24 protein-coding genes and 1 riboswitch are annotated in these 23,560 nt (G+C 50.5%); of the genes, 19 read left to right on the forward strand and 5 right to left on the reverse strand.

All coding sequences use genetic code 11. From position 1 onward, the window contains the following. Positions 1-90 precede the first annotated feature (90 nt). Positions 91-636, forward strand: a complete 546-nt coding sequence (locus tag NE473_RS00225) for a phosphatase PAP2 family protein (protein WP_022032705.1) — start codon at positions 91-93, stop codon at positions 634-636. A 130-nt stretch (positions 637-766) separates the two neighbouring features. Continuing rightward, positions 767-865, forward strand: a riboswitch (THF riboswitch). Between the two features lie 64 nt (positions 866-929). After that, on the forward strand, positions 930-1,490 hold the full coding sequence (locus NE473_RS00230) for a folate family ECF transporter S component (RefSeq protein ID WP_006777059.1): 561 nt from the start codon (positions 930-932) through the stop codon (positions 1,488-1,490). On the opposite strand, the gene NE473_RS00235 is transcribed toward NE473_RS00230, so the two are convergent. Then, positions 1,487-2,272 carry an HD domain-containing protein gene (locus tag NE473_RS00235; RefSeq protein ID WP_006777060.1) on the reverse strand — a complete coding sequence of 262 codons (786 nt, stop codon included), beginning with the start codon at positions 2,270-2,272 and terminating at the stop codon, positions 1,487-1,489. The two genes, NE473_RS00230 and NE473_RS00235, sit on opposite strands and share 4 nt — an antisense overlap. 91 nt (positions 2,273-2,363) lie before the next feature. Here NE473_RS00235 and NE473_RS00240 point away from each other — a divergent pair, with 91 nt between their 5' ends. Genes NE473_RS00240 through NE473_RS00250 form a run of 3 tightly spaced genes read left to right on the forward strand, consistent with a single transcriptional unit; the run spans position 2,364 to position 4,772 of the window. Further along, a complete protein-coding gene (locus NE473_RS00240; protein WP_022032704.1) occupies positions 2,364-3,173 on the forward strand; it encodes a Cof-type HAD-IIB family hydrolase in 810 nt (269 codons plus the stop codon). A 3-nt stretch (positions 3,174-3,176) separates the two neighbouring features. After that, complete coding sequence (locus NE473_RS00245) at positions 3,177-4,016, forward strand: Mrp/NBP35 family ATP-binding protein (protein WP_006777062.1); 840 nt, start codon at positions 3,177-3,179, stop codon at positions 4,014-4,016. 45 nt (positions 4,017-4,061) lie between these two features. Next, positions 4,062-4,772, forward strand: coding sequence for a GTP pyrophosphokinase (locus NE473_RS00250; protein WP_055651819.1), 711 nt, complete (start codon positions 4,062-4,064; stop codon positions 4,770-4,772). 97 nt (positions 4,773-4,869) lie between these two features. On the opposite strand, the gene NE473_RS00255 is transcribed toward NE473_RS00250, so the two are convergent. Next, on the reverse strand, positions 4,870-5,544 hold the full coding sequence (locus tag NE473_RS00255; protein WP_055651818.1) for a GntR family transcriptional regulator: 675 nt from the start codon (positions 5,542-5,544) through the stop codon (positions 4,870-4,872). A 205-nt stretch (positions 5,545-5,749) separates the two neighbouring features. Here NE473_RS00255 and NE473_RS00260 point away from each other — a divergent pair, with 205 nt between their 5' ends. Together NE473_RS00260 and NE473_RS00265 are read left to right on the forward strand one after the other, a co-directional pair. After that, positions 5,750-6,433, forward strand: a complete 684-nt coding sequence (locus NE473_RS00260) for a cyclase family protein (RefSeq protein WP_006777065.1) — start codon at positions 5,750-5,752, stop codon at positions 6,431-6,433. Between the two features lie 17 nt (positions 6,434-6,450). Next, complete coding sequence (locus tag NE473_RS00265) at positions 6,451-7,377, forward strand: ketopantoate reductase family protein (protein ID WP_055651817.1); 927 nt, start codon at positions 6,451-6,453, stop codon at positions 7,375-7,377. 116 nt (positions 7,378-7,493) lie between these two features. On the opposite strand, the gene NE473_RS00270 is transcribed toward NE473_RS00265, so the two are convergent. Both NE473_RS00270 and NE473_RS00275 read right to left on the reverse strand, forming a co-directional pair. Beyond that, positions 7,494-8,741 carry a sensor histidine kinase gene (locus NE473_RS00270; protein ID WP_055651816.1) on the reverse strand — a complete coding sequence of 416 codons (1,248 nt, stop codon included), beginning with the start codon at positions 8,739-8,741 and terminating at the stop codon, positions 7,494-7,496. Further along, positions 8,735-9,412: a response regulator transcription factor gene (locus NE473_RS00275; protein WP_055651815.1), complete on the reverse strand. Its 678-nt coding sequence runs from the start codon at positions 9,410-9,412 to the stop codon at positions 8,735-8,737. The genes NE473_RS00270 and NE473_RS00275 overlap by 7 nt, the downstream gene beginning before the upstream one ends. 343 nt (positions 9,413-9,755) lie before the next feature. Between NE473_RS00275 and NE473_RS00280 the strand changes: the two genes are divergently transcribed. From NE473_RS00280 to thiW, 12 genes are all read left to right on the forward strand, one after another. Beyond that, entirely contained in the window at positions 9,756-10,847 is a 1,092-nt protein-coding gene (locus NE473_RS00280; protein ID WP_055651814.1) for an S-layer homology domain-containing protein, read from the forward strand. Between the two features lie 14 nt (positions 10,848-10,861). Next, on the forward strand, positions 10,862-12,613 hold the full coding sequence (locus tag NE473_RS00285) for an efflux RND transporter periplasmic adaptor subunit (protein ID WP_055651813.1): 1,752 nt from the start codon (positions 10,862-10,864) through the stop codon (positions 12,611-12,613). Between the two features lie 65 nt (positions 12,614-12,678). After that, entirely contained in the window at positions 12,679-13,338 is a 660-nt protein-coding gene (locus NE473_RS00290) for an ABC transporter ATP-binding protein (RefSeq protein ID WP_081035008.1), read from the forward strand. Beyond that, a complete protein-coding gene (locus NE473_RS00295) occupies positions 13,322-14,500 on the forward strand; it encodes an ABC transporter permease (RefSeq protein ID WP_055651841.1) in 1,179 nt (392 codons plus the stop codon). Before NE473_RS00290 ends, NE473_RS00295 begins: the two co-directional genes overlap by 17 nt. A 217-nt stretch (positions 14,501-14,717) precedes the next feature. Next, positions 14,718-15,710, forward strand: coding sequence for a dipeptidase (locus NE473_RS00300; RefSeq protein WP_055648804.1), 993 nt, complete (start codon positions 14,718-14,720; stop codon positions 15,708-15,710). Positions 15,711-15,818: 108 nt separating this feature from the next. Continuing rightward, positions 15,819-17,474, forward strand: a complete 1,656-nt coding sequence (locus NE473_RS00305) for a Na/Pi cotransporter family protein (protein ID WP_055648805.1) — start codon at positions 15,819-15,821, stop codon at positions 17,472-17,474. Between the two features lie 9 nt (positions 17,475-17,483). Continuing rightward, positions 17,484-18,176, forward strand: a complete 693-nt coding sequence (locus tag NE473_RS00310) for a response regulator transcription factor (RefSeq protein WP_022032694.1) — start codon at positions 17,484-17,486, stop codon at positions 18,174-18,176. A gap of 1 nt (position 18,177) precedes the next feature. Then, positions 18,178-19,566 (forward strand): sensor histidine kinase, encoded by a 1,389-nt coding sequence (locus NE473_RS00315; RefSeq protein WP_006775247.1) that lies wholly within the window; start codon positions 18,178-18,180, stop codon positions 19,564-19,566. 53 nt (positions 19,567-19,619) lie between these two features. Further along, a complete protein-coding gene (locus tag NE473_RS00320; RefSeq protein WP_022032692.1) occupies positions 19,620-20,507 on the forward strand; it encodes a DegV family protein in 888 nt (295 codons plus the stop codon). 187 nt (positions 20,508-20,694) lie between these two features. Continuing rightward, entirely contained in the window at positions 20,695-21,141 is a 447-nt protein-coding gene (locus tag NE473_RS00325) for a MarR family winged helix-turn-helix transcriptional regulator (protein WP_006775251.1), read from the forward strand. 1 nt (position 21,142) lies between these two features. After that, on the forward strand, positions 21,143-22,558 hold the full coding sequence (locus tag NE473_RS00330) for an MATE family efflux transporter (RefSeq protein WP_022032691.1): 1,416 nt from the start codon (positions 21,143-21,145) through the stop codon (positions 22,556-22,558). A 17-nt stretch (positions 22,559-22,575) separates the two neighbouring features. After that, positions 22,576-23,088, forward strand: coding sequence for an energy coupling factor transporter S component ThiW (thiW, locus tag NE473_RS00335; protein ID WP_006775254.1), 513 nt, complete (start codon positions 22,576-22,578; stop codon positions 23,086-23,088). A gap of 8 nt (positions 23,089-23,096) precedes the next feature. Here thiW and NE473_RS00340 read toward each other — a convergent pair whose 3' ends face one another. Next, positions 23,097-23,465, reverse strand: a complete 369-nt coding sequence (locus NE473_RS00340) for a NusG domain II-containing protein (protein WP_055648806.1) — start codon at positions 23,463-23,465, stop codon at positions 23,097-23,099. Positions 23,466-23,560: the final 95 nt, after the last annotated feature.

Consider the following 23,560-nt stretch of genomic DNA (forward strand, 5'->3'; position numbering starts at 1 on the left):
AAAATAGCCGCTTGTCAAATATTTTTTCAGCTGTTATAATACCCATTACATTGAAAAAAACAGATTGATACCGGAAGGAGCTTATAAATCATGATCGAAGCGGAGTTTGGAATTCTTTATTTTCTGCAGTCCCTCCATACGCCATGGCTGGATGCAGTGATGAAAAATATTACCCATCTGGGAGACAGCGGAATTTTCTGGATTCTCACGGGGCTTGCGCTGTTCTGCTTTAAAAAGACGAGACGGATGGGATTCTGTGTTCTGTTATCCCTGGCAGGCGGTTTGCTGATCGGCAATATCTTCTTAAAAAATTTAGTGGCGAGAGACCGGCCGTGCTGGATTGATCCCACCATTCAGCTGCTGGTCGCCAGTCCGAAGGATTTTTCCTTCCCTTCCGGCCATACCATGGCCTCTTTTGAGGCGGCAGTGAGTATCTTTTTATATAACCGGCGCTGGGGAGCGGCGGCATTCGTTCTGGCTGTGCTGATTTCATTTTCCAGGCTGTATCTCTTCGTCCATTTTCCGTCGGACGTGCTGACCGGACTTGTGCTGGGGACTGTGATTGCCGTGGCGGTCCATAAGATTGTGGAATGGAGCGTGAGGCAGAAGAAAGAGACGGATGGAGAAGCAGAATAAAAAATATTTGCATTTTTCGTATTCTATGATATACTTAGGTTCGGGTAGCGGCAGCTACGAGGTCATTTTAAGCTGATCATGCATGGAGCGCTCGGGTCAGAATAGAATGCAGAAAAAATAAAATAAGAAAAGCAGAGTAGGTTTGTGTGCGTTAAGTGCCGGTTGAACAGGGAGTTGTCAGCCGGACGAAAAGGTTTCTCTTGCGGTACACGAATCGCATCCCGCTGCATCAGAAGATGATACGTTTATTATCTCCGGTTGTAGTAAGAGGTCTGCAAAGGAGGTATTTTTTTATGAAAAAATTCGTCACTTTGTTCACCGATTCTTACAAAGAACTGAAATCTGTAAGGACCATCACCACCGCGGCTATGCTCGCGGCCATCGCCATCATTCTGGGCATGTTTTCCATCGATGTGGGCAGTACCATACGAATTGGCTTTTCCAGTATTCCGAACGGCGTATGCGCTTATTTGTTCGGACCTGTCGTGGGCGGCATCTTTGCCGGAGGCCTGGATGTGCTTAAGTATCTGCTGAAGCCCACTGGACCGTTTTTCCCCGGGCTTACGGCAGTTGTCATACTGGCAGGCGTGCTCTATGGCTGTTTCTACTATAAGAAGCCCATTACCTTCTGGAGGGTGCTTTTGGCCAAGTTTACAGTCATGCTGATCTGCAACGTGCTCCTTAACACCCTGTGCCTGTCTGTTTTGTACGGCAAGGGCTTCATGGTGATTCTTCCGGCCAGAGTGATCAAGAACCTGATTATGTGGCCCATCGATTCCATGATCTTTTACAGCGTCTTGAAAGCGTTAAACCTGCTTGGGATTTTAAAGGCGGTCCGTACGAATTTCGCTTAATGAAAACGGCTGCCCCCGGCAGTGGATTCTGATAAAAAGTTCCAGGCCGCCTGACGGATCAGCTCCATCTTCCGCCGGGTGGCCTCGTTGCTGTAAGGGACACGGTCGATGAGCGTATCGATGACGCCTCGTTCGGCTGCGCAGCGGCGGCTCTCCGGGAAGTTTAAATCATAGATATAGCCAAGGTAGGAGATCCACATGTCCATATGGGTCACACGGTCGGAGTTTTTGATGGGCCGGCGGTTTAAGAAGGATGTGAGAATATGGTCGGAGATGTCCTCCGCACCGAGTTCCTCTGCCTCGATATCCAGCATGGCGGGGATCGAGTCCTGTTCTTTTACCCGGAAATTATCGAGTTTATCCGCATCCCGTATGATCATGGAGTGCAGGCGGTCCCTTCCGGTGAGAGAGTCATCCATCAGGTAAACTCCATGATTTTTGATGGCCGTATAGATGACGGAATCGTAGTCCCGTTCCGGAATGAAGCTGCGGATCAAGTTTTCGTCGAACAGGATCGAGAGGCTTAAATCTGCGTGGGGCACGATGGAATCGTCGAAGCTGTCATATCTCTTCAGCTGTTCGAAGCGGCCGATGTCGTGGAGAAGCGCGATGTGCAGGGCCAGAGCAGTGTCCTCTCCGGAGAGGCCGAGTCCTTCGGCGATCAGCCGGGCAGCGTCCACCACGCCGTAGGTGTGTACGATTTTCAGCCGGATTTTATCGTTTTTCGTGTCATACTGCTTTAAATATCCGGCAAATATTTTTTTTGCCTGTGCAAAATCCATAGACAGAACCCTTCTTTCATACTATAATCTTAAGTGTCTGCATTATACTACGAATCGCAGACGATGGCAACAGGTAAAGGAAGAGATGAGAATGAGGAGAAGGCAGATCAGAGCCATATTTTTCGATATAGACGGGACACTGCGTGATTTTGATACGAAGCGGGTTCCGGACAGCACAAAAGAGGCGCTGCGGAAGGCGAAGGAGGCAGGAATTCTGCTGTTTGTCGCTACCGGGCGCCATAAGCTTGAGATCGAGGAGGAGAATCTCCTGGAGGATATGGAGTTTGACGGATACGTTACGCTGAACGGGCAGTACTGCTACTGCGGCAGCACCGTTGTATATGATGCACCTATTGATGGTGCCGGGGTCGCAGCGATGCTGAGACTCATCGGGAAAGATCCTTTTCCCTGCCTTTTTATGGAGGCTGACCGCATGTATATCAACATGGTGGATGAGGTCGTTAAGAAGGCTCAGGAGGGGATTGGAACACGGATCCCGCCGGTTATGGATGTGAGCCGGGCAGCCGGGCAGCCGATCTACCAGATCGTCCCTTATATCGGCAGAAACAGGGAAGAAGAGATCAGGCGCGCGGTTCCCGGATGTGAGATCATCCGGTGGCACGATGAGTACGCTGTGGATGTGATACCGCGAGGCGGGAGTAAATGCATTGGGATTACGCGGATGGCGGCTCATTTCGGCCTGTCTCTGGAGGAGACTGCGGCTGTCGGTGACGGAGCAAACGACGTTTCCATGGTGGAGATGGCCGGGCTCGGCATTGCCATGGGGAATGGAAAAGATGCAGTGAAAGCCGTGGCGGATTATATTACGGATTCGATAGAAACGGATGGCCTTTCCAGGGCTGTCTTCTATATATTAGAGAATAATCATCAGGAGGAATGAAACATGAGTGAAACAAACTGTACTCATAATTGCAATACCTGCGGGGAGAGCTGCAGCAGCAGACAGGCGGAGCAGACCAGCTTTTTAGAGCCGTTAAACCCTGCAAGTACGGTTAAGAAGGTAATCGGTGTAGTAAGCGGAAAGGGCGGCGTAGGAAAATCACTGGTAACCACCATGATGGCGGTCCGCATGAACGCAAAAAATTATAAGACGGCAATTCTCGATGCGGATATTACCGGACCCTCGATTCCGAAGGCATTTGGCCTGGGAGACGACGGCGTCGGCATGACACCGACGGGACTCATGATCCCGGCAACCACGTCCATGGGCATTGAAGTCATGTCAGCTAACTTAATTCTCGATCACGAGACCGATCCTGTGATCTGGAGAGGACCTGTGATCGCCGGAGCGGTGAAACAGTTCTGGCAGGAGGCTCTCTGGGAAGATATCGACTATATGTTTGTAGATATGCCTCCGGGAACGGGTGATGTTCCGCTGACGGTATTCCAGTCTCTGCCGGTCGACGGCATTATCATCGTCACCTCTCCTCAGGAGCTCGTATCCATGATTGTGGCAAAGGCTGTGAATATGGCTAAGAAGATGAACATTCCGATCCTCGGACTGGTAGAGAATATGAGCTACTTAGAATGTCCGGACTGCGGCAGAAGGATTTCCGTATTCGGAGAGAGCCGGATTGATGAAGTGGCGAAGGAGAATGAGATTCCTGTTCTCGCCAAGATCCCGATTGAACCCAGGATTGCGAAGGCTGTCGATGAAGGTACCGTGGAGTATTTGGAAGCACCGTGGCTGGACGAGGCGGTAAAAGCCGTGGAGTCCATCTAAGAGGTGTTCCCTGACAGCTTAAGGACAGGACAGCGAGGTAAAGATATGAATATAAGCATGAACCCCAACAGCGAACTGCATCAGTCCATTGTAAATGTACCGAATCTGGTACAGGTTCCGGACCCGCTCTTAGAGCAGGCATACCAGTTCCAGGAAGCGATGATGATGTACACCTGTGCAATCAGGGAGATCAAGACGAAGCTGGAGGTCTTAAACGACGAACTGTCCGTGCGGAATTCCAGAAATCCTATTGAGATGGTAAAATCCCGGGTGAAGAAGCCCTTAAGCATTGTGGAGAAGCTGCAGCGGAGAGGTCTTCCCATAACCATGGAATCCATGATGGAGAATCTCGACGATGTGGCGGGGATCCGTGTCATCTGTTCTTTTTTAGATGATATCTATGCGGTTGCCGACATGCTGACCCGTCAGGATGATGTGCATATCATTGCTATCAAGGATTATATCCGCCATCCAAAGGATAACGGATACCGGAGTTACCATATGATCGTGGAGATTCCCGTCTTCTTTTCCGACAGGAAGAAGTGGATGCGGGTAGAGGTTCAGATCAGGACCATTGCCATGGATTTCTGGGCCAGTCTGGATCATCAGCTGAAATATAAAAAAGAGGTTGGTGACAGTTCAGAGGAAATCAGCGCGGAACTGAAAGAGTGTGCGGAAGTCATTGCGGAGACGGATGAGCGGATGCTGAAGATCAGAATGAAGATCGAAGCAGAAGGAATTACGGTCAGCAAATAGCAGTTGGTAAAAAGTGAAAATTTAATATTTCAAGCTCATAAGTAAGAAGCTGACGCCTTTATTCCGGTATGACGGAAGGGCGTCAGCTTCTGTTTTATCATGAGACTGAGGATGATGGACTGCCTGAGTGATCGTGAAGATTCAGCGGCATCATCAAATGGCGGATCATGATCTGATAGGCCTCGTTACCGTTGCCCTCGCGGAGCGCACGGTAGTAGAGCTCGTGTTCCTGAAGCGTGCCCTCCACACGGCCGGTGACCGACAGTGCGGTTGCTGATGTCAGGTGGATCAAATACAGAAGGCGCTGGAACAGCTGATTAAACTCATTGTTCTCCACATAGCCGACGATGGCCAGATGAAAAGCGTGGTCACAGTCGATAAAGGTCTGTAAGCCATCGTCTGCATCTTTTGCATTCCGCATCTGCTCAAGAATCTCTTCCAGCTCTTCCAGCAGGCGCTTCCCCTTTTCGCTAGTAAGCTGTCCGGCGATCCTGTGCGTGCAGAAACCCTCAATCGCACAGCGGACCTCGATGGTCTCCTGCATGTCCTTCTCCGTCAGGTGACGGAGCATAAATCCCTTGCTGGGGACGATGGATATGTATCCATCCTGACTTAGACACTGAAGTGCCTCTCTGATGGGGGTTCTGGAAATGTCCAGCTCTTTGGAGAGACGGGCCTCAGAGTAGAGGGTATCCGGAAGCAGCTTACCTTCCAGAATCTGTTCTTTTATGTAATCGTATGCTTTGGATTGTAAAAAGCTTTTTTCTTTCAATGTGATGCATCTCCTGTTTGTTTGACATATCATTATTCTAATATAGAAGTTGGTATTGGTCAATCATTCTTTTGAGGCGGAGAAGGGCTGCCAAATGACCGTTTCATTTGTAAAAATATGGCTGATTGGTGTTGACAGTATACCGGTATAGCGGTATACTGGTTATAAGAAGCAACCGAAATAATAAAAAGAGGAGGATGACGGGATGTGTGTTTATAAGATGGGGAATTTAAGAGTGGTGGATTTAACGAAGGAGCTGGACCCGAAGACAGAGAGCCGGAGATGCCATATGTATCGGTTTAATACCGGAGGACCGATTCCGGATTACCATACGATTATGGACATTACCAGTCATTTAGGGACACATTGTGAGTGCCCTTATCATCACGATGACAACTGGCCGAGTGTGGCGGAGCTGCCGTTAACTGCGTTTATGGGCAGAGCCCTGTATGTGGATTTCAAGGAGGATGTTGCGCCGGGAACCCACATTACGGCAGCGGATCTGGACAAGGCGACAGAAGGAAGAATCATGGAAGGCGATATTGTAATTATTGACTCTTCCTATAAGCTGCCCCCCTTTACCCCGGCTACCAACACCGAAGCGGACAAACGTCTTTTAATTGGAAGAGAAAGTGCCGAGTGGTTTCGGGATCATAAGGTAAAGTGTGTCGGCTTTGGAGACGGAGTCTCAATAGAAAACTGCAACGAAGACGTTAAGCCATTCCACGATATTCTGATGGCAGAGAACATCGTCTTTTTGGAGGTACTGAAAAACCTGGATAAACTGGAGCAGGACGTCTTCTTCATGAGTTATTCCCCACTTCCGATCCACGGTCTGGACTCCTGTCCGGTCCGCGCCTATGCAATTGAGGGACTGGAAGGATTTTAGAAAGGCAGGTTTTCCCTATGAAAATAGCAGTGATTGGCGCCGGAGCCATGGGCTCCATCTATGGCGGCCATCTATCAAAGAATCATCAGGTATATCTGGTAGATACGAATCCGGACATTGTAAAGCAGATCAACAGCGAAGGGCTGAAAATCGACGAGGATGGCGTGACGAATATCTGGCATCCGACGGCGGTAACCGACACGGAAGGGCTGGGGGAGATGGACCTGGTCATTCTGTTTGTGAAGTCCATATTTTCCAGAGCCGCACTGGCGGGGAACCGGGGCGTGATTGGGGAGAAGACCCGCCTTCTGACACTGCAGAACGGTGCGGGGCACGAAGATATTCTGAAAGAATTTGTTCCTGAAGAGCGAGTCATCATAGGCACAACAGAGGACAACGGCGCAGTGCTGGCGCCGGGGCATGTAAGAAGAGGCGGAGTTGGGAATACGAACGTCGGGATGCTGACGGAGGACCGTGAAGGATTTCTTCCGCGTCTGAAGGAGGCATTTGACAGCTGTGGATTTCATGTGAAAATCCATGAAAACATTCAGTATCTCATCTGGGACAAGCTGTTTACCAATGTATCCTTAAGCGCAGTGACCGGTATCCTGCAGGTCGATATGGGATTCATAGCCGGCAACGAATACGCGTGGAATTTAACGAAAGCCCTGATTCACGAAGCGACAGCGGTCGCCGGTGCACTTGGCCTTTCCTTTGACGAGGAAACGGTTACGGAACGGGTTCGCCAGACCTCCATCGGAAATCCTGCCGGCTGTACCTCCATTCGCGCCGACTTACGCGACGGCAGAAGGACTGAGGTGAATACCATCAGCGGAGCTGTGGTGACAGCGGCAAAGAGGTGCGGCGTACCAGTACCGAGTCATGAATTTGTCGTGAATATGGTACATGCGATGGAGATGAAAAGACAGGACAGCAGCATCTGATATCAAATCAGGTTCTGACAGCCAGCCGAACAAGGTTCAAACAACAATCAAACAACAATCAGCCGGCCCGGGTCAGCTCCTGTCATCAGGAACCGCCCCGGGCCGGCTTCCATCCTCTACAATTCCGGAAGTACAACTGTAAAAGTCGTTCCCTCTTCTTGGCTGCTGGATACTGTGATTTTCCCTTTATGCTGTTCTACAATGGTTCTGGCAATGGAAAGCCCCAGGCCATACCCGCCTTCTTTTCTCACACGCGATTTGTCTGTGCGGTAAAACCGCTCGAAGATATGCTTCTGATCGGAGGACGGGATCGGTTCTCCCGTATTGTTGACGGTCAGCACCGCATGATGGGAAGCTGATTTTAAAGAGACGGAGACCGTTCCATGTAAACCGGCGTATTTGCAGGCATTGTCCAGAAGAATGGTAACCACCTGTTTCATCTGAGTTTCACTGCCGCAGACGTGGATGCCGGGAACGATGTCGTTGTTTAAGATGACCTTGTTTTCAAATGCGACCGCTTCAAACAGCAGGGCGCAGTTCAGCACACTGTCGCTGTAATCGAATTCCGTGTATGCAGCATGTGAAACTTCCACTGTGCCTGCATCGGAGCGGGCCAGAAAGAGAAGCTCCTCCACCAGCTGCTTCATGCGGGACGCCTCCTCCCGGGTGTTGTCAACCCATTTGAGCTGGTTTCTGATCGTCGAATCCTGATGGGAGAGAAGAATCTGTAAATTAGCCAGAATGACGGTCAGCGGTGTCTTCAGCTCGTGGGAGGCGTCGGCAATAAACTGGTTTTGCTGCTTCCACGCCTGCTCCACCGGCTTTAAGGCCCAACGGGACAGGAAGATGCTGAGCAGCAGAAACAGGAGGGAGGCGATGAAAAACAGCAGGAGGCAGTTGAAGCGCAGGGCCCGGATGTTGTTCAGCTCAAAGCTTTGATCCGCAAATGCGATGGTGATGCTGTCCGGTGTCTCAGCGCGGTTATAGCGCAGAGAATAGTCGTTTAAGACACCTCGCGCTTCCTCCTTTTCCATGACCAGGTCCGTCAGGGTGGCGGCCATGTCAGCGGATATGGAGAGATTGTTGGACTTGATATCGGTCACTGTCTTTCCGTCCTTTTTAAGGATTATGACTGCATTGGGGACGAAGGGCGGCGGTGCATCGTCAGTCCGGCGGCCCGGTTCCACCTTATTCGGCTTTCCGTTTTGGCGGGCCGAATCCTGGGCCTGCATCAGGGCCATATCGGTCTGGCGCTCCAGCCGCCAGATATTGACATGGTAAAAATTCCCCAGCACGATGATGAGAATCGTGATAACCAGGGACATATTGATGATAATAAATTTTCCGCGAAGCTTTTTCAGCATGACGGTTCCTCCAGACGGTACCCTACTTTCCGGACTGTTACGATTTCCACCCTGGAGTTTAAAAAGGAAAGCTTTTTCCGAAGAAAGGAAATATAGGCTTCCACATTATTGTCCTCCGCATCAGAATCATTGCCCCAGACCCTGGAAATCAGCGTATCTTTGGAAATGATTTTTCCGGCATTGTTCATAAGCAGCTTTAATACCTCGAATTCTTTATAGCCTAAGTGGATTGACTTTCGGCCGCGCAAAAGGTCGTTGGTTGAAAGATTCAGGACCAGATCTCCAAAATGAAGCTCTTCTACGACTACCTCGCCCTGTCTGCGGGAAAGCGCGCGTATCCGTGCCAGCAGCTCTTCCGGAACAAATGGCTTTGTCATATAGTCGTCAGCCCCGCGGTCCAGACCGGTAACCTTGTCGCTGATATCGTCTCTGGCAGTCAGCATCAGTACCGGCGTCTGGACGTGGGCCTTTCGCAGCTTCCTGACCACATCGAACCCATTTTCACCCGGAAGCATCACATCCAGAACAATGACGTCATATTCGCCCGACAGTCCGCAGTAGAGGCCGTCGGTACCGGTATACACAATGTCTGTGTGGTAATGCTGCTCCTCCATAATCTGTCCCAGTGCATCGGCCAGTCTCACTTCATCTTCTACAATCAGTATATTCATGAATCATTTCCTTCCTTTTCCGGCATGACCGGGCCATGAAAGCCGACGGGCCATATCCTTACCTATATTATAAAAGGGGGTTCCGCGTTTGGCAATCCCATTCCATTTCCAGTAACCGCATTTTAAATAGTCTGAACGGTTATAAACTATTATAGTAAAGAAAGCTGAAAATAGCCTGAAACCGCCTTTCAGGTTAATTTCAGGTACCTGTGATAGAATGGGACGAATGAAAATGACTGAAAAGGAGTTTCAGGTTAATTTCAGGTTACTGACACAAAATGAACATAGGGACCTGATAAACTGAAGCAGAACAACAGACAGAGTGAAGAGAGGAGCAAATCGGATGAATGGAAGAAAAATAGCCGCTTCCATGGCGGTGGTGACAGCGGCCATGGCTGTGATGCCCATAACGGCAGAGGCTTCGACTAATATTGACCTGAGAAAAAAAGTGATTGGAATATCAGGGATCATGAGTGTATCCAACATGGATTCCACAATTACGAGAGGCGAGTTTGCCAGCATGCTGGTGAACGCGTCTTCCTACAGAAGCACGGTGAGCAGTGTGAGCAACACTTCAGTATTTGCCGATGTGCCGCGAGATCATGCGTATGCGGCGTCGATCAGGATTGCGGCGGAACAGGGGTGGATGACGGGATATTTAGGCGGTAATTTCAAACCGGATGAATCGGTGACGCTTCAGGAGGCCATCAAAGGGGTGCTGGCACTGCTGGGATATGAAAATACGGATTTTACCGGAGACCAGACCGGAGCCAGACAGTCCAAATACCATTTCCTGGAGCTGGACGAAAATATGAATAAGAGTCCGGAGGAGGTCCTGATCAAAGAGGACTGCATCAATCTGTTTTATAATCTGTTAAAGACCGACACAAAGGCGGGAACCATGTTTGGAAAGAGCCTGGGATGTGAACTGACCTCGGATGGAGAGATCAATCCGCTTACCATGGTGGACAACAGCTTAAAGGGACCGAAGATCGTGAGGAGCAAGAGCCGCCTTTCCGATTATCTGCCGTTTAAACTGAGCGCTGCCAACGTTTACCTCGATGGGTCTCCGATCTCCAACAGCAGCGACGCGATCGCAGCAGCGCTGGAGAATGATAACGGAGTTCTTGTATATTACCATCCGGTATCGAAGACCGTATGGCTGTATACCGTGGGAAGTGAAAATGAGAACGGCCGGTCCGCGGTATACGGCGAGATCACAAATGTCATTTATAATTCTGCCGATTTGATGACGCCTGACGCAATCATACTGGATGACGGCAATACGTATGAGCTGGACAGTACCGAGATGAAGTTCGCATTTTCCACGTACGGCGACATGCGGGTGGGAGATACGGTCACTCTGGTCTATTCCGTGACAACGGATAATAACGGCGACGAAACGCGCACCGTGCTCGATTATATTGAAGACTGACAGGAGAGCCTGAAATGAAGAAAATAAGTTTTGGAAACAGGTCTAAAAATGGAAAAAAAACGGGAAAAAAGGGGAAAAAGCTTCTTCTGCTTCTGCTGATCCTGCTTGCCGTTATACTGGGACTATACGCGGCGGTCCGGATGAAGGCGGAGAAGGCGGCCAGTGCAAACACGAAGGAGGTTAAAACTGCGGTGGTGGAGAAGCGTGACATCACCTCGGAGCTGTCGTCTTCAGGAACGATCTCCCCGAAGAATACATACGATATCACCTCTCTCGTGGAAGGCGAGGTGATATCCGCCGATTTTGAAGAGGGGGACCAGGTAGAGGCGGGACAGATCCTGTACCAGATTGACACCTCTTCCATGGAATCGGAGCTGACCAGCGTCAACAATTCTCTGTCAAGGGCACAGGAAAATTATGAGGTGGCTCTGGACGACTATAACACGGCGCTGAGCGATTACAGCGGCAATACGTATAAGTCAACCGAGACGGGATACATCATGACACTATATATCAAGGAAGGCGATAAAGTAAGCTCCAATACAAAGATTGCCGATATTTACGACGACAAGGTCATGAAGATCAAGCTTCCCTTCCTAGCCGGGGAAGCGGCGTTAATCGGTGCGGGGAACGACGCGGTGCTGACGCTGACCGACACGGGAGAACAGCTTACGGGAACGGTCACGGCGGTGAGCAATATGGATGTGACGCTGACCGGCGGCCGGATCGTGCGGTATGTCACTATCGAGGCTGCAAATCCAGGCGGCCTGACTACGGATATGGCCGCTACCGCCACGATCGGGGACTTTATCTGCAGCTCCGAGGGAACGTTTGAGCCGACGCTGGAGACGGTGATGAATGCAGACATCTCATCCAGTGTGGAGGTGGGAAAGCTGCTGGTCAACGAAGGCGATTACGTGGGCAGAGGAACCCCTGTGTTCTCCATGGAATCGAAATCGGCGGAAAAGCTGCTCAGAACCTATAAGGATTCCGTGGAAAAAGCGGAGGAAACGCTGGAATCCGCCAGGAACAAGGTGGACAGCACACAGGATAATTACGATAATTACACGATTACCGCGCCGATCTCCGGTCAGGTGATTACGAAAAATGTCAAGGCAGGCGACAAGGTGGCGAAGAGCAACAGCGGCAGTACGACGCTTGCCGTGATCTATGATATGTCAGGCTATACCTTTGAAATGTCGGTGGATGAGCTGGATGTAAAGGAAGTAGCCGTGGGACAGAGTGTGGTGATTACTGCGGATGCGGTGACCGGGAAGACGTTTTCCGGCACGGTGACGAATGTGAGTCTGCAGAGTTCCTACTCCAACGGCGTGACTAACTATCCGGTTACGGTAACGCTAAATGACGGCATGGATGAACTTCTGCCGGGCATGAATGTGGACGGCGTCATTATCCTCGATCAGGCGTCGGATGTGCTTACAGTCCCGGCTGACGCACTGATGCGCGGCAACAAGGTCTATGTAAAGGATGGTACGGTAACGGAGGCACAGGGAAATATACCGGCAGGCTTCCGGGCTGTCGACGTAAAGACAGGACTGATCAGCGATGATTACGTGGAAATCACAGAGGGCCTTTCCGAAGGCGATGTGGTCTATGTGGCAGAGTCCACGGTGAAGTCGTCCTTCAATATGATGGGAGGCATGCAGGGCGGTCCGGGAGGCATGGGTGGAAATAACGGCGGCGCTCCGGGAGGCGGAAACAGCGGAGGCAGAAGCGGCGGAAATAACGGCGGCGCGCCCAGGTAAAGGCTGGAGGTAGAGACTTGGAAGAAACATTAATTGAACTGAAGGATATCTATAAGGTCTATGAGATGGGCGATGAAGAGGTGAGAGCCAACGACGGGATCTCCCTGACGATCAACCGCGGCGAATTTGTGGCTATCGTGGGAAAATCGGGAAGCGGAAAATCGACGCTGATGAATATCATCGGGGCTCTGGATGTGCCGAGCTCCGGCGAATACTTACTGGGCGGAAAAGATGTGGGGAGTATGACGGACAATCAGCTGGCAGATATCAGGAACCGGATGATCGGCTTTATTTTCCAGCAGTACAATCTGCTTCCCAAGTTAAATCTTCTGGAAAATGTAGAGCTGCCGCTTCTCTACGCAGGTGCCAGCAGCACGGCCCGCCGCATGCGGGCCATGGCTTCGCTGGAGCGTGTGGGACTCGCGGAAAAATGGAGGAATCTTCCGAACCAGCTGTCCGGCGGACAGCAGCAGAGGGTGTCTATCGCCAGGGCTCTGGCAGGGGACCCGTCCCTGATTCTTGCCGATGAGCCCACCGGAGCACTGGATTCCAAGACGAGCCGCAGTGTCCTGGATTTCTTAAAGCAGTTAAACGACGAAGGCAATACCATCGTCATGATCACCCATGACAGCTCCATCGCAATGGAGGCGCGGCGTGTGGTGAGGGTCCATGACGGAAAGATCAACTTTGATGGAGACGTAAATGAATATTCTGCAATCCTTTAAAATGGCAATGAAAAGTATCATGGGTAATAAGATGCGGTCCTTTTTGACCATGCTGGGAATCATCATCGGCGTGGCCTCCGTCATTATCCTGGTGAGCCTGGTGAACGGCCAGATGTCTTATATGACGGAAAGCTTCGCAAGCATGGGGACGAATCAGATCACGGTGAATGTGACCAACCTTTCCACCCGTTCGGTCTCTGTGGATGAGATGTATGAGTTTTACGAGGACAACAGGGATTTATTTGCCCAGATGACACCGAATGTGACCGTATCCACGACCGTGAAGAATGGAACGGAGTCATCGACGTCCACAACCGTGTCCGGAGTCAGCGAGGAGTATCTGGAGATGAAGGATATGGAACTGGAATCAGGCCGCTTTATCCAGTATTCCGATATCGTATCGCGGCAGAAGGTATGTGTGGTCGGATACTACGTGGCGTGGGACTTATACGGCGGCGTGGAGAAAGCGATCGATCAGACGATCAAGATTGGCGGGAACGCATTCCGGATCATCGGCGTGGCGGCGAGACAGGACGACGATGAACTGGAATCAGGCGGAAGCGATGATTTCGTATGGATGCCCTACAGCTGTGCCGCGAAAATGACGAGGAATGCCAATATCAGCAGCTATACGTTTGCCACGGCAGATATGAATCATACGGAGGAGGCCAAAACGGCAATCGATGACTTCCTCATGGAAATCTTTAAGGATGACGACTTATACCGGATCACGGCGATGAGCGAGCTCCTGGATTCGCTGAATTCCATGATTGCCATGATGTCCATGCTTCTCGGCGGAATCGCCGGCATTTCCCTGCTGGTAGCGGGCGTGGGAGTCATGAATATCATGCTGGTATCGGTAACCGAGCGGACCAGAGAGATCGGTATCCGCAAGGCCCTGGGGGCGAAGAAGCGGACGATCATGCAGCAGTTCGTCATCGAGGCGGCGGTTACCAGCTCCATCGGCGGTGTGATCGGAATTGTCATCGGATCAGCGGCGACTACGGTCATCGGCACGGCCATGGGGATGAACGCGACGCCGACGCCCAGCGCGGTGGTGGTGTCCTTCAGCGTGTCTGTGGGCATTGGACTGCTGTTTGGGTATATGCCGGCGAATCGGGCGGCGAATTTAAATCCGATTGATGCACTTCGAAGTGAGTGAGAGAGAAACGCCGAAATCGCGGCGGGGAGGCGGAGCCATGGCTCCGCCTCCCCGCTGCGATTTCGGCTGTGTACTGGCTATGCTGGGAAGTAGGGGTTTTTGAGAGCAGGGTTGCAAAGTTGGAATAATGGTGATACTATTTGCATAGTTACAGAAGGAGCAGCTCGCCTGGAGTTACTCCTTTTTAAGAATGATGACATAGAGGAGCTTAGAGGATATGAAGGTTGTGGATATGCACTGTGACACGATTTCTGAACTGTTTTACAGGAAGGAGGAGGGCAGGGGGCATTCGGTATGGAAGAATGACTGCCATGTGGATCTGGAGAGAATGGAGAAGGGGGATTACTGCCTTCAGAATTTCGCTCTGTATACGCCGCTGGATAAGCATGAGCGACCGTTTGAGTACTGCATGAAGCTGGTGGATCTGTTTTACCGGGAGATGGAAGAACAGCGGGAACGGATTGGGATTGTGAGATCGTACGAGAATATTCTGGAGAATCAGAGGCTGGGAAGGATGTCGGCCATGCTGACGATTGAGGAAGGCGGCGTATGCCAGGGGGAGACTGCTTTTTTAAGGGATTTCTACCGGGTAGGCGTGCGGATGATGACGCTTACGTGGAATTTTAAGAACGAACTGGCCTGGCCGAATATCGTCAGGATAGAAGGGGAAGAGGCGTACTTTGAACCGGATACGGAGCATGGGCTGACGGAGAAAGGGATTGAATTTGTTGAAGAGATGGAACGGCTGGGGATGATTCTGGATGTGTCCCATCTGTCGGATGCGGGGATCCTGGATGTGTTCCGGTATACGAAGAAGCCGTTTGTGGCAAGCCATTCCAATGCGAGGGCGGTTTCCTCCAATCCCAGAAATTTAACGGATGAGATGGTTAAGATGCTTTCGGAACGGGGAGGGGTGGCCGGTATCAATTACTGCGCGGATTTTCTGCATGACTGGCAGAAAGGGGAACATGCGGTGAGCCGGGTCGATGACATGATTTTACATATGAAACATATGAAGAAAATCGGCGGAATTCAGTGCATCGGTCTGGGGTCCGATTTCGATGGAATCGGCGGGGACTTAGAACTGAAATCTCCGGAAGACTTACCGGTGCTGGAACAGGCCATGAGAAGGGCCGGCTTTACGGAATCAGAGATTGAAGCCGTGTTCTTTCGGAATGTACTTCGTGTATACAAAGAAATTCTAAAGTAAGACAAAATTTTACATAGATTTTACATTCCCGTGCATCATACTTTACATAGATTTGATATAGTACTTACATAATCAATCAAATCATTTCATGAAATCCGGGAGGGGACTATGTCAATCACTGATGTACAGATGCTGTTTCAATTTGTCGGGGGACTGGGAATGTTTCTCTATGGCATGAACGCCATGGCGGACGGACTGCAGAAATCTGCGGGACACCGCATGCAGCAGCTGTTGGGAGCATTAACGAAGAACCGCCTGATGGGCGTGATTCTGGGAGCAGGAATCACAGCCATTATTCAGAGCAGTTCCGCCACTACGGTTATGGTCGTCGGCTTTGTAAATGCCGGAATTATGAATCTTGGGCAGGCGGTCGGTATTATCATGGGCGCCAATATCGGAACCACGGTGACCAGCTGGATCGTATCCATGAGCGAGTGGGGCGAGATGCTGAAACCGGAATTCTTTGCCCCGGCCCTGGTGGGTGTGGGAGCAATCATGACGCTGTTTTGTAAGAACAGCAGAAAAAAGCAGGTGGGAGAGATTCTGGTGGGCTTCGGCGTGCTGTTTATCGGTCTCACGTTTATGTCGGCTGCCATCACCCCATACCGCAATGCTCCGATTTTTGCGCAGGCGTTTACCGTACTTGGAAGAAATCCGTTTCTTGGCATTCTGGCGGGAGCTGCAGTAACGGGAATTATCCAGAGCTCTTCCGCATCCGTAGGGATTTTGCAGACGCTGGCGTTAAATGGAATCGTGAACTGGCAGTCTGCCATCTTTATTACGCTGGGACAGAATATCGGTACGTGCGTGACGGCGCTTCTGTCCAGCGTGGGAGCCAATAAGACGGCGAAGCAGGCAGCAGGGATTCATCTTATGTTTAATACGGTGGGAGCCATTTTTTTCGGAATCGTCATGTATATCGTTTTTAAACTGAATCCGGTGTTTGCGTCTTCCACGATCAGCAGTGTGGAGATCTCCATATTCCATACGGTGTTTAATGTAAGCAATACCCTTCTGCTGTTCCCGTTTGCAGGCTTCCTGGTAAAGGCCTCAAGCCTGCTGGTCAGAGACGGTAAAAGCGGGAAGGCAGAGACGGAGGGCTCCCAGATGCAGCGCCATCTCGATGAGAGAATTTTGGAGACGCCATCTTTTGCGATTGAAAATGCCACTCAGGAAGTTATTAATATGGGAAAAGCAGCGCTGGAAAATTTTGATATTGCAGCGGCGGCTTTGCTGGATAACAGCAGGGCGGAAGCGGAACAGGTGGAGAAGCTGGAAGCAAAGATCAACCAGTATGAAAAGCTGCTTACATCGTATCTGGTAAAAATTAATAACCAGTCGTTAAACGAGGAACAGCATCTGCTGGTTAAGAATCTGTTTTATACGGTCAGCAACTTTGAACGGGTCAGCGACCACTGTGAAAACTTATCGGAACTGGCGGTGGAGAAGGCGGACAAAAATATCGAATTCTCAGAGGATGCGGCAGAAGAGATGAAAGAGATGATAAAGACCGTCCGCGCTGCTCTGGAACACGCCATCAAAGCGAGAGCCGGAGCAGGCATGTCTGAGGTAAGGGCAGTGGTACAGAGCGAGGAGAGCGTGGACATGCTGGAGGAAGAACTGAGAGAACGCCATATTGAGCGTCTGTCCAGCCATAAGTGTACGCCGGAAAACGGTATTGTCTTCCTGGAAGCCTTAAGCAACCTGGAACGGATTTCGGATCACGCTCACAACATTGCGGGGTTCGTGAGAGATGAGATGTAGGAGGCAAGTATGGAAAGAATCTATGTAGTAGAAGATGACGACAATATCAGGGATTTGATCCGGATTGCCCTGGAAGGCTTCGGTTACGTGGTTTCTGCCTTTGAGATGGCGGAAGACGCCCTTAAAAATATCGAGGCAGATCAGCCGGACCTGGCGGTGTTTGACCTGATGCTTCCGGGTATGGATGGCTTGAGTGCCATTAAAAAAATACGGAAAAATGACTCGCTGGCAGACATGCCCATCATCATTCTGACTGCCAAAGACAGAGAGTTCGATAAGGTGGCAGGACTGGATGGCGGGGCCGACGATTATATGACAAAGCCTTTCGGCGTCATGGAGCTGGCGGCCAGAATCAGAAGTCTGCTTCGCCGCAGGGCCAGGAACCAGGCTGATGAGGAGATTTTAGAGAAGTACGGAATCAGTTTAAATAAGAAGACAAGAGAAGTTACGAGCCGTGGGAAAAAGGTGGAGCTGACTTTAAAAGAATATGAGCTGCTCTTATATCTCATGGAGAATCACAGCAGGGTGGCGACCCGGGATGAACTTTTAAACCACATCTGGGGCTACGATTACGACGGAGAGACGAGGACGCTTGACATGCACATCCGTACACTGCGCCAGAAGCTGGGCGAGGAGGGCGCGTTCTGCATCCGCACAGTGCGCGGCGTGGGATACCGCTTTGTGAAAACGGAGGAAGGCTGATATGCGAAAGGCCATATTTGTAAAATTTATTCAGGTAATCCTGGCGGCGCTGGTTTTAAGCAGCGCCATCTTTTATATTGCAGCCAGCAGCGCACTCTTAAAAAACTCCAGAACGGATATGACCTATACGCTGCGCGCCATCGACAGTGTACTCGACTATTCCGGTGATCTGGAGGGAGAGGTGAAGCAGCTGGAGGAGACCGTCAGCGACAACAGCAGCCGTTTTACAGTGATCAGAAAGGATGGAAGCGTCGCTGCCGATACCGGCATGGTGGATACCTCCTCCATGGATAACCACCTGGACCGGGAGGAGATTAAGGAAGCGCTGGAATCGGGAAGCGGTTCATCCCGGCGGTATTCTGATACGCTGAAGAAAAATATGCTGTATGTGGCCTGCGTATCCGATCACTCCGATTATATTCTGCGCATGGCGGTTCCCTTTACCGGATTTAAGGAGTATCTGGTGCTTCTCCTTCCTGCAATCTGGCTCAGCTTTCTGGTGGCGATTATGTATTCTGCCTGCTCGGCCGACAGTTTTGCGGCCTCTGTCACGAAGCCGCTTAAGGAAATATCGCAGGAGATGCTGAAGGTCAACGGGGACTACACGGAACTGACTTTTGAAACGTACCAGTATCCGGAAATCAATATTATTGCGGAGACGACGACGGAAATGTCAAAAAACGTCAAAGAGTATTTGAACCAGATTGAACTGGAACGTCAGATCCGGCAGGAATTCTTCAGCAACGCTTCCCACGAGCTGAAGACGCCGATCACGTCGGTTCAGGGCTATGCGGAGCTGCTGGAGAGCGGAATTATCCAGGATGAGGATCAGAAGATGGATTTCGTCCGGCGGATCAAAAAAGAGGCGGTTCATATGACCAGCCTGATCAACGATATTCTGATGATTTCCAGGCTGGAGACGAAGGAGGCAGAGGTCGTGTGTCAGGACGTTCGAATGGCCATCGTTCTGGATGACGTCCTGGAATCGCTGAAGCCGCTGGCCGCCTTCCACGAGGTTCTGGTTCACGCGGAATGCAAGCCGCTCTGCATCTACGCCAACGCGCGCCAGATGACGGAGCTTCTGGGCAACCTGCTCAGCAACGCCATCAAATACAACAAACCCGGCGGTGAGGTCTGGGTGACGATTACGGAAGAAAACAGGGAAATGATCATACGCGTGAGGGATAACGGCATGGGAATTCCCAAAGAATCCCTGGGACGCATCTTCGAACGGTTCTACCGGGTGGACAAGGGGAGAAGCCGCAAGCAGGGAGGAACCGGCCTTGGATTATCCATTGTAAAGCACATCGTAAGCTTCTATCATGGAACCATTGCAGTACAGTCTGAACTGGAGGCGGGGACAGAATTTACGGTAAAGATTCCAATTTGACAGATTTTGTGATAGAATGAAGAAGGCTAATCACAAAAGGAGGTGTGCGGAGTATGAATCAATTTGTATTAACATGCTGTTCTACGGCAGATATGAAGAAAGAATATTTTGACGAGCGTCAGATTCCCTATGTCTGCTTCCACTACTTAATGGACGGGGTGTCCTACCCGGACGATTTGGGACAGAGCATGCCGTTTGATGAGTTTTACAACAGGATTTCAAAAGGTGCCATGCCGACGACATCACAGGTCAATGTGGCTGAGTTCCATGATTTTTTTGGAGCTATATTAGAGGAGGGAAAGGACATTCTGCATATCAGTCTTTCCTCCGGTATTTCAGGAACCTATAATTCCGCCTGCAGCGCGGTGGAAGAACTGAGAGAAGAGTATCCGGACCGGAAGATTCTGGTTGTGGACTCGCTGGGAGCGTCTTCCGGCTACGGACTGCTGGTGGATGCAGCAGCGGATCTGCGTGATCAGGGCCTTTCGCTGGAAGAGGTCTACCGGATCACGATGGAACGGAGACTTCACGTACATCACTGGTTCTTTTCCACGGATCTTACCAGTTTCAAGAGGGGCGGCCGTATTTCGGCAACCTCGGCCATGCTGGGAACCGTACTAAACATATGCCCGCTGATGAACATGGATCACGAGGGACATTTAATTCCGCGCCAGAAGATCAGAACGAAGAAAAAGGCGATGCAGGAAGCGGTCAGGATGATGGAACTGCACGCGGAGGGAAAGACCGGATACAAAGGGAAATGTTTTATCTCCTGTTCCGCCTGCGGCGGCGACGCAAGGGCCGTGGCAGATCTTGTGGAGGCGCGCTTCCCGGAGCTGGACGGAAGCGTGCTGATCAACAGCATTGGAACCGTGATCGGTGCCCATACGGGGCCGGGAACCGTGGCTCTGTTCTTTTTCGGTGATGAGAGAAAGGATTGAAAAAGAGCAGACTGTGACAGAGGCATTATCTGGCAGTATTTTTACCGCCCATACCGGGTATCTGGTATGGGCGCTTTTTTTGATTATCACAGTAACACGTTTTTGGGATAATCAAAAATAGTTGACTATCCAACTATTTTGTGATATAGTAAATCGTTGGATATCCAACCATTTAAGGAGGTGAAGGATGGGGACGAAAAATTATATCAGCAGAGGCGTATCCATGATATACCGGCAGGGAAACCGTTTTTGTGACAGGAAACTGGCAGAATACCATATTGGAAGCGGGCAGAATTATTTTCTGACCTGTATTTATGAGCATCAGGGCATTAATATGTATGAACTGGCTCAGCTGGGGCATTTCGACAAGGGGACTGTGACAAAAGGGATTCAAAAACTGGAAGAGCAGGGCTACATCCGTATGCAGGCTGATGAGGCGGACAAACGAATCCGGCATCTGTACACAACAGAAAAAGCGGCTCCTATCCTGGAACGGCTTTATGAAATCAGAAGAGAGTGGAATCAGATTCTGACAGAAGGGCTGACGGCGGAAGAGAGTGCACAGGCAGAACAATTGATTAGTAAGATGGCTGAAAATGCGTGGAAGTGCATGAATGAAAGGGAGTCAGATTAGAATGAATGAAAAAACAGGATTAAAGAAAGAAAACCCATTGGGGACAGAGCCGGTAGGAAAGCTGCTGCTGGCATTTTCTGTCCCTTCGATTATCTCATGTCTGGTCAATTCGATTTATAATATCGTAGACCAGATTTTTATTGGCCAGGGAGTCGGCTATCTGGGAAATGCCGCCACAACGGTGTCGTTTCCCATGATGACGATTGTCATGGCATTTGCAACTCTGTTAGGGTCCGGAGGCAGCGCTTACACCGCCATTAAGCTGGGCGAAAGAGATGAAAAAGAAGCGAATCTGACGCTGAATAATTTATTTTCCCTCTCTGTCGGAGTGGGAATTATAGTGGCCCTGCTGGGACTGATATTTTTGGATCCGATGCTCCGTATGTTCGGTGCTACGGATACGGTCCTGCCGTATGCCAGGGATTACGCTTCGATCGTGCTGATGGGCGTTCCGTTCAGCGTGCTGGGAATTACCATGTCCAACATGGCGAGAACCGACGGAAATCCCCGTCTGTCCATGTATGGAATTTTAATCGGTGCAGTGTTAAACACGATTCTGGATCCGATCTATATCTTCGTTTTTCACTGGGGCGTCAAAGGGGCGGCAGTAGCCACCATCACTTCGCAGATATTATCCGCTCTGATTCTCTGCCTCTATTTCTGGAAAAAAGGGAATATGCGTTTTAAATTCAAGCTGATGAAGCCTGTTCCTCGGGTGTGCGGCAGAGCCATGACTCTGGGGGCTTCCTCGGGAATTACCCAGCTGGTGGCCTGTGTGATGCAGGTGGTGATGAATAATTCGCTGGTTCATTATGGAAACTTAAGCGAAGTGACTGGCGATGTGGCCCTCAGCGCCATGGGGATCGTTATGAAGATCGTCATGATTCTGGGCTCCTTCTGTATTGGAATCGGAGTCGGTTCCCAGCCGATTCTGGGCTTCAATTACGGAGCAGGAAAATACGACAGAATCCGGTCTGCATACGGTAAGGCAGTGGTTTCTGCTACCGTGTCCATCTCCATAGGCTGGCTTATATGCCAGACGATGCCTCACATGATTTTAAGATTGTTTGGAAGCGGCAACGCCCAGTTTACACAGTTTGCCGTAAAATGTATGCGGATTTATCTGGGCGGAGTCTTCTGTTCCGGTTTCCAGATCGTATCCACTAACTATTTCCAGGCGACGGGTCAGCCTTTGAAGGCGTCAATTCTGTCTATGATGCGTCAGCTGATCTTATTAATTCCGCTGCTTTTAATACTTCCGCTGTTTTTCGGCCTGGATGGAATCCTGTATGCCGGACCGGTGGCGGATGTCGGTTCCGCTGTGATTGTGGCGTGCTTTATCGTGCCGGAAATGAAAAAACTAAACGGGCTGGTTCGTGAAGAGACGCGGACAACTGCAGCCGGTACTTTGACCTGACACTGGAGGAACGGAAGATGAAGTTTGATGTAAAGAAACTGGTGGTCAGCGGTATGCTGACCGCTGTAGCCGTGGCACTGTCCACCTTTTCCATACCGATCGGAGCGTCGAGGTGTTTCCCGGTTCAGCATATGGTGAACGTCATGGCGGGAGTGTTTTTGGGGCCGGTTTACAGTGTGGCCATCGCATTTTGTACTTCCCTCATCAGAAATCTGCTTGGAACGGGAAGCCTTCTTGCATTTCCGGGAAGCATGGTGGGGGCGCTGCTTTGCGGGCTGGCCTACCGCTGCACTGGAAAACTGACCGCTGCCTGTGCGGCTGAGATCATCGGCACCGGTTTCCTGGGAGCAGCGCTCTGTTATCCGGTTGCCGCTGTTCTTATGGGAAAAGAGGTTGCCCTGTTTTTCTATGTAGTGCCGTTTTTGATGAGTACGCTGTGCGGAACTGCAATCGCTGCGGTTCTGATCGGTGTTCTCTGCCGTTCCGGGGCCTTTGGATATTTAAAACGCCAGATTGCGGCAAAAAAATAGGCGGAGATTTACTCTCCGCCGGTAATACGCGCGATCATACGGTTGGGGAGGCAGATAATGGCTTCCCCGGTCCGCCGGATCGTTCCCTGATTGACACAGACCTTATCCGGGCAGCTGGCCTCGGTGACGTGAACCGTTCCGTCCTTGATGACGATGTGGTTCGTCCCCCCGTTCCAGCCTTCAACGGTAAGCTCGGTGTCTTTATTTAAATCAAGGGTTTCTATTACGGTTCCATCGACTGATATTTCTACTTTTGCAGGCGGTTTTGAAAATAGAATCCGTGATCCTGCATAGAGGACTGCGGAAACCGCCAAAATAACCAGGATCATAACCAGTTCTTTTTTCTTCATTTTTCTATTTTTATTCTCTGTACTCATAATTCGCTTCCTGTTCTCTGTACTTTTAAGCGCTGCTGTGATGAATTAGCATAATAAAGCGTGTTTTACTTGCATATATTTCCAATTCTTCGACA

The organism is Hungatella sp. SL.1.14 (assembly GCF_024460495.1).
Lineage (GTDB): Bacteria > Bacillota > Clostridia > Lachnospirales > Lachnospiraceae > Hungatella > Hungatella hathewayi.